Source organism: Steroidobacter flavus (assembly GCF_042651805.1).
Lineage (GTDB): Bacteria > Pseudomonadota > Gammaproteobacteria > Steroidobacterales > Steroidobacteraceae > Steroidobacter > Steroidobacter flavus.
In genome coordinates this window covers 517,771-531,872 of sequence record NZ_JBHSDU010000015.1, presented here as the reverse complement: position 1 = coordinate 531,872, position 14,102 = coordinate 517,771, and the positions used below count along the sequence as shown (strand labels likewise).

12 protein-coding genes are annotated in these 14,102 nt (G+C 62.5%); all 12 read left to right on the top strand.

What is annotated here, in order from left to right; translation table 11 throughout:
- Positions 1 to 17 precede the first annotated feature (17 nt).
- The 12 genes from ACFPN2_RS30100 to ACFPN2_RS30045 all read left to right on the top strand — a co-directional run bounded on the left by ACFPN2_RS30100 (position 18) and on the right by ACFPN2_RS30045 (position 14,074).
- Positions 18 to 2,027, top strand: a complete 2,010-nt coding sequence (locus ACFPN2_RS30100) for a polysaccharide biosynthesis protein (RefSeq protein WP_380603621.1) — start codon at positions 18 to 20, stop codon at positions 2,025 to 2,027.
- Between the two features lie 51 nt (positions 2,028 to 2,078).
- A complete protein-coding gene (gene rfbA, locus ACFPN2_RS30095; protein WP_380603619.1) occupies positions 2,079 to 2,960 on the top strand; it encodes a glucose-1-phosphate thymidylyltransferase RfbA in 882 nt (293 codons plus the stop codon).
- Entirely contained in the window at positions 2,957 to 3,505 is a 549-nt protein-coding gene (gene rfbC, locus ACFPN2_RS30090) for a dTDP-4-dehydrorhamnose 3,5-epimerase (RefSeq protein ID WP_380603617.1), read from the top strand. The genes rfbA and rfbC overlap by 4 nt, the downstream gene beginning before the upstream one ends.
- Positions 3,502 to 4,368, top strand: coding sequence for a dTDP-4-dehydrorhamnose reductase (gene rfbD / locus ACFPN2_RS30085; protein ID WP_380603615.1), 867 nt, complete (start codon positions 3,502 to 3,504; stop codon positions 4,366 to 4,368). The genes rfbC and rfbD overlap by 4 nt, the downstream gene beginning before the upstream one ends.
- The gene (gene rfbB, locus ACFPN2_RS30080) at positions 4,365 to 5,444 is read left to right on the top strand and encodes a dTDP-glucose 4,6-dehydratase (RefSeq protein WP_380603613.1); all 1,080 of its coding nucleotides are present in this window, start codon (positions 4,365 to 4,367) and stop codon (positions 5,442 to 5,444) included. Before rfbD ends, rfbB begins: the two co-directional genes overlap by 4 nt.
- Positions 5,445 to 5,714: 270 nt before the next feature.
- Positions 5,715 to 5,960: an antitoxin gene (locus tag ACFPN2_RS30075; RefSeq protein WP_380603611.1), complete on the top strand. Its 246-nt coding sequence runs from the start codon at positions 5,715 to 5,717 to the stop codon at positions 5,958 to 5,960.
- Positions 5,935 to 6,354 (top strand): TA system VapC family ribonuclease toxin, encoded by a 420-nt coding sequence (locus tag ACFPN2_RS30070; RefSeq protein WP_380603609.1) that lies wholly within the window; start codon positions 5,935 to 5,937, stop codon positions 6,352 to 6,354. The genes ACFPN2_RS30075 and ACFPN2_RS30070 overlap by 26 nt, the downstream gene beginning before the upstream one ends.
- A 507-nt stretch (positions 6,355 to 6,861) precedes the next feature.
- Complete coding sequence (locus ACFPN2_RS30065; protein WP_380603607.1) at positions 6,862 to 8,196, top strand: UDP-glucose dehydrogenase family protein; 1,335 nt, start codon at positions 6,862 to 6,864, stop codon at positions 8,194 to 8,196.
- Positions 8,190 to 9,632 (top strand): mannose-1-phosphate guanylyltransferase/mannose-6-phosphate isomerase, encoded by a 1,443-nt coding sequence (locus ACFPN2_RS30060; protein ID WP_380603605.1) that lies wholly within the window; start codon positions 8,190 to 8,192, stop codon positions 9,630 to 9,632. Before ACFPN2_RS30065 ends, ACFPN2_RS30060 begins: the two co-directional genes overlap by 7 nt.
- 51 nt (positions 9,633 to 9,683) lie before the next feature.
- Positions 9,684 to 11,051: a phosphohexomutase domain-containing protein gene (locus ACFPN2_RS30055; RefSeq protein ID WP_380603603.1), complete on the top strand. Its 1,368-nt coding sequence runs from the start codon at positions 9,684 to 9,686 to the stop codon at positions 11,049 to 11,051.
- Positions 11,052 to 11,204: 153 nt separating this feature from the next.
- Entirely contained in the window at positions 11,205 to 13,631 is a 2,427-nt protein-coding gene (locus ACFPN2_RS30050) for a PAS domain S-box protein (RefSeq protein ID WP_380603601.1), read from the top strand.
- A complete protein-coding gene (locus ACFPN2_RS30045; protein ID WP_380603599.1) occupies positions 13,628 to 14,074 on the top strand; it encodes a response regulator in 447 nt (148 codons plus the stop codon). Before ACFPN2_RS30050 ends, ACFPN2_RS30045 begins: the two co-directional genes overlap by 4 nt.
- The last annotated feature ends 28 nt before the right edge of the window (positions 14,075 to 14,102 follow it).

Here is a 14,102-nt window from a genome sequence, read left to right as displayed (position 1 = left end):
CACCAAGGAGTGAATTCGTGACCGAATCCATGCCCAAGTGGATTGAGCGCCTAGTCAACCACTTGGCTCACTTGCCGCGCTCGAGCAAGCGTCTGCTGATGTTGTGTGCCGATACGCTCGGCATTCCGCTGGTGCTGTGGACTGCGATCACGTTGCGCCTCGGCACGGTCAATCACGACGGCGGCGGCACCGAGTGGATTTACGGCGCGGCGCTGTTGACCTGCGTGCCGATCTTCGCGCGCATGGGGCTGTATCGCGCGGTCATTCGATATCTCGGCCCTCGGGCGATCTTCGCGGTTGTGACCGGCGTCACAACCTCAGTGATCCTGCTGTCGGTGCTGGCGTTTTTCTGGCCGAACCGCGCCATTCCGATTTCCGCCTTGCCGATTTATTGGTCGTTCGCGTTGATCTATGTCGGCGGCAGCCGGTTCATCATTCGCGGTCTGCTGAATTTCCGCTGGTCCAATGGCACTCAGCGGGTCGTGATCTACGGCGCCGGGGGCGCCGGCGTGCAGCTGGCCACCGGCCTGGTCCGCAGCGGTCGTTATCACCCGATCGCATTCATCGACGACAGCACCTCGCTTCAAGGCAGCACCATCAACGGCCTCGAAGTGTTCTCACCGCGCTCGTTGCCGGACCTGGTCAGCAATGAGGGCGTGGCGGCAGTGCTGCTCGCGCTGCCTTCGCAATCCCGGCGTCGTCGCCAGGAAATCCTGAAAGCCATCGAGCCACTGTCGCTGCTGGTGCAGACGGTGCCGGACTACGGCGACATTCTCTCGGGCAATGCTCGTGTCGAAGACGTGCGCGACGTTGATGCCGGCGATCTGCTCGGTCGAGACGCCGTACCGCCCAATGCGCGCCTGCTCGATGCCTGTATCGCGAGCAAAGTGGTGATGGTCACCGGTGCGGGCGGATCGATCGGCTCGGAGCTGTGCCGTCAGATCGTGCGCCTGCAGCCGACACAGCTGCTGCTCTTCGAAATGTCCGAGCTCGCGCTCTACAACATCGAGCGTGAACTCAAGGCGCTGATTGCCTCCGAAGGCCTGACCGTGGACGTCGTGGCGCTGCTCGGCGATGCGCATCACAAGCATCGCGTGAAGGAAATCCTGCAGATCTACGGCGTGCAGACCATCTATCACGCCGCCGCGTACAAGCATGTGCCCATCGTCGAGCAGAACGTCGTCGAAGGCATCTACAACAACATCTTCAGCACCTGGAACGCAGCCGAAGCAGCGCTGGAAGCGCGCGTGGAAACGTTCGTGCTGATCTCCACCGACAAGGCGGTCAATCCCACCAATGTGATGGGTGCGACCAAGCGGTTCGCGGAGATCGTGTTGCAAGGCTTGCAGATGCGCAGCACCCACACCCGGTTCTGCATGGTGCGCTTCGGAAACGTGCTGGAATCCTCCGGCTCGGTCGTGCCGCTGTTTCGCGAGCAGATCCGTCGCGGCGGACCGGTTACGGTTACGCATAAGGACGTCATTCGCTATTTCATGACCATTCCCGAAGCCGCGCAGCTGGTGCTGCAGGCGGGCTCGATGGGCAAGGGTGGCGACGTGTTCGTGCTGGACATGGGCAAGCCGGTGCGCATCGCCGACCTGGCCAAGCGCATGATCAGCCTGATGGGTCTGACGGTGCGCGACGATGAGAATCCGGATGGCGATATCGAGATCGTCTACACCGGTCTGCGCCCGGCGGAGAAATTGTTCGAAGAGCTGCTCATCGGCACCAACGTGACCGGCACCGAGCACTCGATGATCATGCGTGCCATGGAGCATTCGCTGCCCTGGCATCAGGTGCAGCAGGTGCTCGACGACATGTCGCTCGCCTTGAGCCGTTTCGATTGCGACAAGGCGCGCCAGCTGCTGATGCAGACGGTCGCGGAATACAAGCCGACCGGCGATATCCAGGATCTGGTCTGGAGTCGCAAGGTGGCCCTCACGCACGCCGAGCTGAAGAACGTCACCGCGCTACAAACACGGCGTCTGCGCGTCAGCACGCCGCCGCACGGACCGACCAGTCATTGAACTGACTTTTTCCTCTGAGATGATGTCCTTCGCTTCGAACCTCTTCGGTCCATGCGTAAAGGCATCATCCTGGCCGGCGGCGCCGGCACCCGCCTGTATCCGCTGACGCTGGTCACCAGCAAGCAGCTGCTCCCCATCTACGACAAGCCGATGATCTATTACCCGCTCAGCGTGCTGATGCTGGCGGGGATTCGCGAGCATTTGATCATCTCCACGCCGCAGGACCTGCCGCGCTTCCGTCAGTTGCTCGGCACCGGCGAGCAGTGGGGCATGACGTTCGACTATGCCGAACAGGCGCGGCCGGGCGGGATCGCCGAAGCCATCCGGATTGCCGGGCAGCGCTATGGGAATGAATCGTTCGCGCTGGTGCTCGGCGACAACATCTTCTATGGCCACGGCATGACCCAGCTCCTGCGCGACGCCGCCGCGAAGCGCAGCGGTGCGAGTGTGTTCGCGTATCACGTTCAAGATCCCGAGCGATATGGAGTGGTGGAGTTCGATGCGAGCGGCCACGCGCTCGGCATCGAGGAAAAGCCGGCCAAGCCGCGCTCCAACTACGCGGTGACGGGCCTGTATTTCTACGACGAGCGCGCGTTCGAATTCGCGCAGCGGCTCGTACCTTCAGCGCGCGGCGAACTGGAAATCACCGATCTCAACAATGAATACCTGCGCCGGGGCGAGCTGCAGGTCCAGGTCATGGGGCGCGGTTACGCATGGCTCGACACGGGCACTCACGAATCGCTGATCGCGGCGGCCACTTTCATCGAAGCCATCGAGACACGCCAGGCGTTGAAGGTCGCCTGTCCCGAAGAGATCGCTTATCGACGCGGCTTCATCGGTGCCGAGCAAGTTCGCGAGCTGGCGCGCCCGCTTGGGAATACTCAGTACGGCAAATATCTGCTGCGCATGCTGGAAGAACGAGTCATCGAATGATTTTCAAGCGGACCTGCATGCCCGAGGTCGTGCTGATCGAGCCCCAGGTGTTCGGCGACTCGCGCGGCTTCTTCATGGAAACCTGGGAAGCGAGGAAATTCGCCGAGGCGGGCATTCCCGCACATTTCGTCCAGGACAACCACAGCCGATCCAGTCGATGGGTGCTGCGCGGCCTGCATTATCAGTTGCAGCAGACGCAGGGCAAACTGGTCCGTGTAGGAGAAGGCGAGGTCTTCGACGTCGCGGTGGACCTGCGTAGATCCTCGCCGACGTTCGGGCAGTGGGCGGGCGAATATCTAAGCGCCGAAAACCGGCGCATGCTGTGGATTCCGCCGGGCTTCGCGCACGGCTTCCTCGTGCTGAGCGAGCGCGTGGATTTCATATATAAGTGCACGGACTATTACGATCCAGCCAGCGAGCGGACGCTGCTCTGGAACGACCCGGAGCTCGGCATCGAATGGCCGATTCCGGCGGGTGTGGAAGCGATCGTCTCAGAGAAGGATCGTCACGGGCTGCCCTGGCGGAGCATCGAGACCCTGCCATGAAAACTCTGATCGTCGGCGCGGCAGGCCAGTTGGGCCGCGCGCTGCTCAGAAACATTCCCGCCGGCGTCGACGCGACGGCTTTGGATCGCATGCAGCTGGATATTTCGCGGCGGGAGGCGGTCGAGGAGGCGATCCGTTCGCATCGACCTCAGGTCCTGATCAATGCCTCCGCTTACACCGCTGTGGATCTGGCGGAGTCCGAGCCACAGAAGGCGTATGCCATCAATGCAGATGCAGTCGATGGTCTTGCCGGTGCATGCGCATCTCACGCCGTTCGTTTCATTCATGTCTCCACCGATTTCGTGTTCGACGGCGCGGCGGGGCGGCCATATCGTCCTGACGATGCCACTCAGCCGCTCAGCGTCTACGGCGCGAGCAAACTGGCCGGTGAGCAGAAGATCGCAGCTCATGCAGGACTGGATTGGACATTTGTGCGAACCGCCTGGGTGTATGCGAGCCGCGGGCGCAACTTTGTCGCGACCATGTTGCGATTGTTTAACGAGCGGCCCGTGGTCCGGGTCGTGGCCGATCAAATCGGTGCGCCGACGAGCGCTTGGTCGTTGAGCGAGTGTGTGTGGCGGGCGGCGACCTCCGACAAGTTGCGCGGCATCGCGCACTTCACCGACGCGGGCGTGGCCAGTTGGTATGACTTCGCCGTCGCGATCTACGAAGAGGCCAGAGAGCTCGGCTTGGTGACTCAATCCGTGGATGTGCAGCCCATTCAGACCCAGGACTACCCGACGCCGGCCCACCGACCGAGCTACAGTGTGCTCGACGTGACGGCGACCATCGCCGCGCTCGGGCTGACGCCGGTGCATTGGCGCACTCACCTTCGGCAAGTATTGAGAGAACTGCGCGCGTGAAACATCTGCTGGTTACCGGCGGCGCCGGTTTTATCGGCGCAAACTTCGTTCATCACTGGCTGCGCGGCCACGCTTCCGGACGACTGGTGGTGATCGATGCGCTGACCTACGCGGGCAATCGCGCCAATCTGTCGGAGATCGCCGGCCATTCCGCCTTTCGTTTCGTGCAGGGAAACATCGCCGATGCCGCGCTGCTGGCGCGATTGTTCGAAGAGGAGCAGATCGACTGCGTCGTGCACTTCGCGGCGGAATCGCATGTCGATCGCTCGATCGCCGGCCCGGACGATTTCATTCGAACCAATGTGGTGGGAACTCACGAGCTGTTGAAAGCTGCGCGTGCGGCCTGGTGTCGCGATGGAAAGTGGCGCGCTGATGTGCGCTTTCATCATGTCTCCACGGACGAGGTTTTCGGTTCGCTGAACACGGACACGTCCGCGTTCACCGAAGCGACGCCGTACTCGCCCAACTCGCCGTACTCGGCGAGCAAGGCGGCTTCCGATCATCTGGTCCGCGCCTACCATCGCACCTACGGTTTGCCGGTTACAACCAGCAACTGCTCGAACAACTACGGGCCGTTTCATTTCCCCGAAAAGTTGATTCCGCTGATGCTGGTCAACGCGCTCGATGGCAAGCCGCTGCCGGTGTATGGGCGAGGGGAGAATGTGCGCGATTGGTTGTATGTGGAAGACCATTGCCGCGCGATCGAGGTCATTCTGGAACGTGGGGCGGTAGGCGAGACCTACAACGTCGGTGGTCGTAACGAGTGGCGCAACATCGATATCGTCCGGCACTTGTGCGAGCTGTTGGAACGACGGTTCGCGGCGGATCCGACCCTGGCGCGTCGCTTTCCCAAGTGCCCCGCGGCCTCGGGCCAGCGCATCGACAGCTTGATCGCATTCGTGGCCGATCGTCCCGGTCACGACTGGCGCTATGCCATCGACGCCAGCAAGATCGAACGACAGCTCGGCTTCAAACCGCAGGAAACGTTTGAGAGCGGCATCGCAAGAACCGTGGACTGGTATCTGAGCCACGAGCCATGGTGGCGCGATGTGCTGAGCGGCGCGTATCGCCGCTAGCACGCCGGTGGCGGCCGCGATGAGCGGATATCTGGCGAAAAGCCCGCTAATCGAGCCGTTTTCGCCACCCTGAGCGTCGCATGATGCGAACCAGGGCGAGGGAATGCCCGCAGTCCGGTGCCTCCCACCCGCCGGACGATCCTCAGGGAAGCTGCCGTACCTGAGCTAACCCGGGGAGCACAGGACGTGCTCCCCGGCCTTCTTTTGCTCGGAAATTACGGACAAGGCTCGCGGAATTTCAGTCGGTGGCTGCCGCTACCATGCCCGGCAATGCGCACCACGCTGGACATCGACGACACTGTTCTGGCAACCGCGAAGCAGCTTGCCCGCGCGCGGGGTCACACGATCGGAATGGTGATTTCGGAGCTGGCCCAGCGGGCGCTGGAAAGTAACCGGCAGGCGCGCCGGGCGTACAGGCAGTTTCCGGTACTCGATGTGCCCGCGGATGCGGCGGCGCTGAGAGTCGAGTGTGTCGAGGCCATCGTCGCCAATGAAGGGTTACCTCCTCGACGTTAATGTTCTCATCGCCCTGGCCTGGCCGAATCACACCGAGCACGACCGCGTGCAGGAATGGTTCGCCAAGGAGCGGGCGAGCGGCTGGGCGACCTGCCTGGTCACACAGCTGGCATTCATTCGTGTGTCATCCAACGCCGCTATCCCGCACCACGTCTCGCCCTCGGTGGCGCAACGCTATCTGAGCGAGATCACGGCGCTGCCGGATCATTCGTTCTGGCCGGAACCGCTGGACGGCTACGCGCACCTGGCGTTCGGGCGCACGATGGCGAACACGACGACGCATCTGTCGGTGACCGAGGGCTATCTCGCGACGCTGGCGCTGATCCATAGCGGACGGCTGGCGACGCTGGACAGGCAGCTCACCCGGGTGTTCGACAATGTGGTGTTGGTCTGAGGGTCGAATGGCGCCGCGAGCCGCTGTGGGCGGCGACTCGCGGCGACCGAGTCGAGAGTGCATACCAATGTAGCCCAGCCTCCCTGGCCAAGACCGCATGGGCACGCGTTCGTCATCCTGTTCTTGTTGACGACCACTTTCCCTGTGACTGTCGTTTCTCGAGCCGTGGGAGCAGCGCGATGGCGACTTGCAGGAAGAGTTGCGGGTCCACTGATTCCGTAGCAGTCACGAGTCGGTTGCCGACATCCTGTCGGTGTCCGACCGCTGCGTGCCTCCGTGCACGCCCCGCGCTTCCTTTGGACAGCTATTGCCGTCCGTGGCAAAGCTGCTGTTCCTAATAGATAAAGCGACAAAGCTCCGGTTTCTCCCTCGCAAGCAGCTGAAAATTTTTCAAGTTATGGCGAATGATGTCAGGGCGTCACCGTGGGCCGACGCCTTTACCGCACTGGCCGGGTCCGTTAAGCTCGCGGATCATTTTTCCTTTTAAGTCCAGCGAGTTATCCCCTCATGCGTTTGACTATTTTCGGCTCCGGCTATGTGGGCCTGGTGACCGGTGCCTGCCTGGCCGAGGTCGGTAACAACGTGCTGTGCGTCGATGTCGACGAGCGTAAGGTGGAGATGCTCAAGCGCGGCGAATCGCCGATTTATGAGCCCGGCCTGGACGAGCTGTTGAGAAAGAACCTCGAGGCCGGCCGCTTGAAATTCACCACGGACGCCGTCGAGGGCGTCAAGCACGGCCTGTTTCAGTTCATCGCGGTCGGCACGCCGCCCGATGAGGACGGCTCGGCCGACCTGAAGTACGTGCTGGCGGTCGCCGAGACGATCGGCAAAAACATCAACGAGTATCGGGTGGTGGTTACCAAGTCCACGGTGCCAGTGGGCACGGCGGACAAGGTAAAGGCCAAGATTGCCACGACGCTGCAAGCCCGCGGCGCGCAGGCCGAGTACGACGTGGTCTCCAACCCCGAGTTCCTGAAAGAAGGCGCGGCGATCAACGATTTCATGAAGCCGGACCGCATCGTGGTGGGCACCGACAATCCGCGCACCGCCGAGCTGCTCAAGGCCCTTTACGATCCCTTCACGCGTAACCGTGAGCGCATGATCGTGATGGACGTGCGCTCCTCGGAGCTGACCAAGTACGCTGCCAACGCCATGCTTGCGACCAAGATCAGCTTCATGAACGAGCTCGCCAACCTGGCCGAGCGCATGGGCGCGGATATCGAACGGGTGCGACAGGGCATCGGCTCGGATCCGCGCATTGGTTATCACTTCATTTATCCCGGCATGGGCTATGGTGGCTCCTGTTTTCCGAAAGACGTTCAGGCCCTTTCGCGCAGCGCCGCCGATCATAAGTTCAATGCGGAGCTGCTCAATGCCGTCGAAGCGGTGAACAAGCGCCAGAAAGCGGTGCTGTTCGAGAAAATGCGCACGGTGTTCAACGGCGACCTGGCCGGAAAGACGATTGCTTTGTGGGGCCTGGCGTTCAAACCTAATACGGACGACATGCGTGAGGCGCCCAGCCGCGCGCTGTTGGAATCGTTGTGGTCCGCCGGCGCGAAAGTGCGGGCCTACGACCCGGTGGCGCACGAAGAAGTCCATCGAATTTACGGCGACCGCCCGGATCTGCAGCTGGTGAAATCGGCCAACGAGGCATTGCAAGGCGCGGACGCGCTGGCGATCGCCACCGAATGGCAGGAGTTCCGCAGCCCCGATTTCGACCTGATCGCCTCGCAGCTCGGCAAGAAAGTGATTTTCGACGGCCGTAACCTGTATGACCCGGCCTTTGTGAAACGTTTTGGTTTGAAGTACTACGCCATTGGGCGGGGTGACAGCGTATGTTGATTCCCGTGATTCTTTCCGGCGGCTCGGGCACGCGCCTGTGGCCGTTGTCGCGCGAGCTGTATCCGAAGCAGCTGCTGCCCCTGGTCGGCAAGGGAACCATGCTGCAGGAGACGCTGGCGCGAGTCACCGGAGTCGAAGGGCTCGGCGCGCCGGTCGTGGTGTGCAACGAGAACCATCGCTTCCTGGTCGCCGAGCAGATCCTCGAGGCGGGCATCAAGTCGCGAGCCATCGTGCTTGAGCCGGTGGGCCGTAACACCGCGCCCGCGGTGGCGGTCGCTGCCATGGCGGCGGTTGCCGATTTGCCCCAAAACAAAGGCGCCGGCAGCGAAAACGATCCGTTGCTGCTCATTCTTCCCGCCGATCATGTGATCCGCGACGTGACCGCATTCCGTGCGGCGCTGGAAATCGGCCGCAAGGCGGCCTCCGAAGGCAAGCTCGTCACTTTCGGCGTGGTGCCGAACAAGCCCGAAACCGGCTATGGCTATATCAAGCGGGTGAACGGCCCGGGTCCGGCCTATGCCATCGATCGTTTCGTCGAGAAGCCGGATCTGGCCACGGCCAAGGCTTACGTCGAATCGAAGGAATATTTCTGGAACAGCGGCATGTTCCTGTTCCGTGCCTCGACCGTGCTCGGCGAGCTGCGCGAGCTGGCACCGAAGATTTATGAAGCGTGCGCGCAGGCGGTCACCGGCGCGAAACGCGATCTGGATTTCACGCGTCTGCCCACCAAGGAATTCAGCGCCTGTCCGAGCGATTCGTTCGACTATGCGGTGATGGAGAAGACCAAGCACGGCGTTGTCGTGCCGCTCGATGCGGGCTGGAGCGATGTCGGTTCGTGGTCGGCGCTGCACGAAGCCATTCCGGCCGACAGCGACGGCAACGTCGCGCTTGGCGACGTGCTCACCGCGGACTCGCGCGGTAACTATCTGCATTCGACCAGCCGCCTGGTCGCGGCGGTGGGCTTGCAGGATCACGTCGTGGTCGAGACCAAGGACGCGGTGCTGGTCGCGCCGAAGAACCGGGTGCAGGACGTGAAGGAGCTGGTCAATCAGCTGAAGAAACAGGGCCGCTACGAAACTTCCTTGCATCGGGAAGTGTTTCGGCCGTGGGGCAGCTACGACAGCATCGACAACGGCCAGCGCTTCCAGGTGAAGCGACTCATGGTGAAGCCGGGTGCGACCTTGTCGTTGCAGCTGCATCACCATCGCGCCGAACACTGGATCGTGGTGTCGGGCACGGCGCGGATCACACGGGGCGAGGAGATTTTCCTGTTGGAGGAAAATCAATCGACGTACATCCCGCTGGGCGTCAAGCACCGTATCGAGAACCCGGGCAAGATTCCGCTGCACATCATCGAAGTGCAGTCGGGCGGTTATCTGGGCGAGGACGACATCGTGCGCTTCGAGGATCGCTACGGACGGGAAGGCGAGAAGTAGTCGCCCCGCTGCTAACAACGGTTTGCTTTTGCTGATAAGGAACGAGTGCGCATGTCCATCAACCCCATCGTCGGCTTCAAGGCCTATGACTATCGTGGCCGGATTCCGAACGAGCTCAACCCCGAGGTGGCGTATCGCATCGGGCGGGCGTATGCGGAGTTTCTGAAACCCAAGCGGGTGATCGTCGGGCGGGATATCCGTAAGTCGAGCGAGGAGCTGTGCGCGGCACTCACCAAAGGCCTGCTCGATTCGGGCGTGGATGTTTATGACATCGGCCTGTGCGGCACGGAGGTCGTGTACTTCGCGACCTTCAGTGAAGGCATGGACGGCGGCATCATGGTGACCGCGAGCCACAACCCGCCGGACTACAACGGCATGAAGTTCGTGCGCGAGCAGTCGCGACCCATCAGCGGCGACACGGGGTTGAAGGATATCCAGCGCATCGCCGAGTCGAACCAGTATGCGACACCGGCCAAGCCGGGCACTCGCCACGCGCTCGATGTGAGCAAGAAATACATCGACCACCTGCTGTCGTACCTGGATAAGTCCAAGCTCAAGCCGCTCAAGATCGTGGTCAACGCCGGCAACGGCGGCGCCGGCCTGATCGTCGATCAGCTCGAGCCGCACCTGCCGTTCAAGTTCATCAAGATCAATCATCAGCCCGACGGCAGCTTCCCGAACGGGGTGCCGAACCCGATGCTGGAACAGAACCGCGTCGCCACCATCGAGGCCATCAAACAGCACAAGGCCGATTGCGGCGTGGCCTGGGACGGCGACTACGATCGTTGTTTCCTGTTCGACGAGACCGGCAGCTTCATCGAGGGTTATTACATCGTCGGCCTGCTGGCCTCGGTGTTCCTCAAGCAGGAGCCGGCCGCCCGCATCGTGCACGATCCGCGTCTGACCTGGGCGACCACCGATATGGTCGCATCGCTCGGCGGCAAGGCCGTGATGTCCAAGTCGGGTCATGCGTTCATGAAGGACGTGATGCGCCAGGCCGACGCCGTCTATGGCGGCGAGATGAGCGCGCATCATTACTTCCGTCGCTTCGGTTATTGCGACACCGGCCAGATTCCCTGGCTGCTGGTGGCGCAGATCCTGTGCGAGACGGGCAAGAGCCTGTCGCAGCTGGTTGGCGAGCGCATCGCGCAGTTTCCCGCCAGCGGCGAGATCAATCGCAAAGTGGCCGACGCCAAGGCCACCATCGCCCGCGTGCAGCAGCACTATCAGCCCGGGTCCAAGTCCATCGATTTCACCGACGGTCTTTCCATCGAATTCGACGACTGGCGTTTTAACCTGCGCTCGTCCAACACCGAGCCGTTGATTCGCTTGAACGTGGAGAGCCGCGGCAACGAGGCGCTGATGAAGTCGCGCACTGCAGAGCTGCTGCAGATGATTGGCGGCGAAGAGGCGCATTAATCGCACGCCCGTGTCCGGGCGATATCACCGATAATCCGCGAAGTCGCACTGCCCCTTGATTCAGTGGGGGACGTGCGACTTCGAGCAATCTAACGGCAACGGTCGCGCCAGGGAGTATCGGCGGTGGCAGGGCAGGGTTCGCGCGAAGCATCGGTGATTGAAACCTCGGTTGAGGCGGCCGGACCGCTGCTCGATCTGCAGCGGGTCTTCGATCTCTCTCAGGACCTGATGTGCGTCACCGACGCGCAGACCCGTTTCCTGCGCCTGAGCGCATCGTCCGCTCGCATCCTCGGCTATCGGCCCGAGGAGCTGCACGGCCGCAAATTTCTGGATCTGGTTCATCCCAACGATCTGCAGGCCACGCTGCTGGCGCACGAATCGGTCGTGCGAGGCGCACAGGTCGTCGAGTTCGAGAATCGCTATGTTCGCAAGGATGGCTCGCCGGTCGAGCTGAGCTGGACGTCCTCGTGGATCGCGGGCGCCGATGGCACGGGCGCGACGTATTCCGTTGCGCGCGATATCACCAATCGCAAACGTGCCGAACGACTGCGTGAGTCGCAACGTGAAGTCCTGCAACTGATCGTCGGCGGCTTTCCGCTCTCGGATGTTTTGCGCCGGATCTGCACCATCATGGAAGCGTTCGACGCCGACGCCAAATGCGCCGTGACCGTGCTCGATGCAACGGCTGAACGCGTGCGCGCCGCGCTCAGTCCGAGCTTGCCGTCGCGTTTCCTCTCCGTGGTCCAGGATACATTGCTCGGCATGCCGCACGGTGCGTGCGCCGACACGTTACGCAGCGGACAAACGGCAGTCTGCGCCGACATGTCGAACGATCCGGAGTGGCGCGAGCTGGCCGCATTGGGCACGGAGCATGGTTTGCGAGCTTGCTGGTTCACGCCGGTGTTCGGGGCGCGCGGACGCTTGATCGCTGTCATAGCTGTTTACTACCCGCACCCGTACGCGCCGACGGATCGCGAGCTGGTGCTGGTGCAGGCGGCGGTGAGTCTGGTGGCGCTGGCGATCGCGCATTCGAACGCGCAGACGCAGTTGAGGGAGAGCCTCACTCGCGTCGAGCTGGCGCAGAGCATTGCACGGTTGGGATATTGGGAGCGCGATTTGTCGAGCGACCGGCTCAACGTCTACGGCGAGACCAATGCGATCCTGGGCATCCCCTTGGAACGCTCGGTGAGCTTGCAGACGTTCCTCGGTGTGGTGCTCGAAGAAGATCGGCCGGCGCTCATTGCCGCGTACGGTGAAGCGAATCGTGGCGACACCTCCAGTAGCGGAATGCAGTTTCGCGTGCGACATGCCGACGGCTCGGTGCGTCATGTGCATGCCGAGCGCCGCGCGGTTCGCGATGAGACCGGGCGTGCCACTCACATCATCGGCACGATGCAGGACGTGACCGAGCGCAACGAGGCGGATCTGGAACGACAGCAATATCTCACTCAGCTGTCGTCGCTTGCGGACGCGGCCCGCAAAGTGAATTCCGTGCTCACGGTGGATGAGCTGCTGCAAGTGATTACAGACATCGCGCGCGACCTGGTGGGCGCGCATGTCGCGGTCGGTGTTCTGAAGAGTGCCGACGGACGCACGGTCGAAAGCTGCAAAACCTCGCATTCACAAAAATACACATCGGTGGCGCCAGATGAGCTGCTGGAGGGGGCGGAGGGGAGTCCACCAGCGGTGCGCATCGAGCTGGCCGCGGCCTCCGGGCGCCCGATCGGTGCGCTGTGCGTGGCGGACAAGCAAGGCGGCGATTTCGCCGCCAACGACGAGCGAGTGCTCTGCCAGCTCGCCGATCTGGCCGCGGTCGGCCTGGAAAACGCACGTCTGTACGCTGAGCTCGAAGAACGAGTGAGAAAACGGACAGTAGAGCTACAGGAGTCCAATAAAGAACTGGAGGCTTTCAGCTATTCGGTGTCGCATGACCTCCGGGGACCGTTACGCGCCATAGCGGGGTTTACCGGCTTGCTGCGCGACCGGCATTACGAGACGATCGATGCGGACGGTCGCCGCTACATCGATCGCGTACTGGCTGGTACGCAAAGAATGTCGAACTTGATCGATGACTTGCTGGAGCTGGGCCGGGTCACGCGGGTGGAATTCAGGCGGCGGCAGGTGGATCTGTCGGAGTACGCGCGCGTGATCGTGGCACGGCTGCGGGAAGCGAGCCCCGAGCGGGCCGCCGCGATCGTCATCGAGCCGCAGCTCATCGTGGCGGGGGACCCGGGGCTGCTGGAGAGTGCGCTGGAGAATCTGCTGGACAATGCCTGGAAGTTCACTGCCGGCAGGCCGGTGACCCAGATACGCTTCGGCGCGGTAACGAATGCGGACGTAGACGAAAACCAGAGGACGTTCTTCGTGCAGGACAATGGCGTCGGGTTCGATCCGCGATACGCGGCGAACCTCTTCGGTGTCTTCCAACGTTTACATGCGGCCGGGGAGTTTCCCGGCACGGGGGTGGGCCTCGCCACGGTCCAGCGTATCGTGCAACGGCATGGCGGGCGCATCTGGGCGGAGGCGGCCGTGGATCGCGGGGCGACGATTTACTTCAGCATTGCCAAGGGGCAGCAATGAGCGAGCGCTACATCCTGCTGGTCGAGGACAATCCGGACGACGAGGAACTGACGCTGCTCAGCCTGCGCAAGAACAACCTGGCGCACGAGATCGTGGTGGTCCGTGACGGCGTGGAAGCCATCGAATACCTGTTCGCCACCGGCCAGTACGCGAGCCGCGACGTGATGAATGCGCCCACGGTGATCCTGCTCGACCTGAAGCTGCCCAAGCTCGACGGGCTGGGGGTGCTGAAACGGCTGCGTGCCGATGAGCGGACCCGCAGTTTGCCGGTGGTCGTGCTCACTTCCTCCAGCCAGGACGCCGACGTGATCGCCAGCTACAACCTGGGCGCCAACAGCTATGTCCGCAAGCCGGTGGAATTCGGCGCGTTCGTCGAGGCGGTCAGCAGCCTGGGCCTGTATTGGGTGATGCTGAACCGGCCGCCCCCGGTCCATGTGACATGAGGCACGTGACTTGATTTGACCAGGCCGG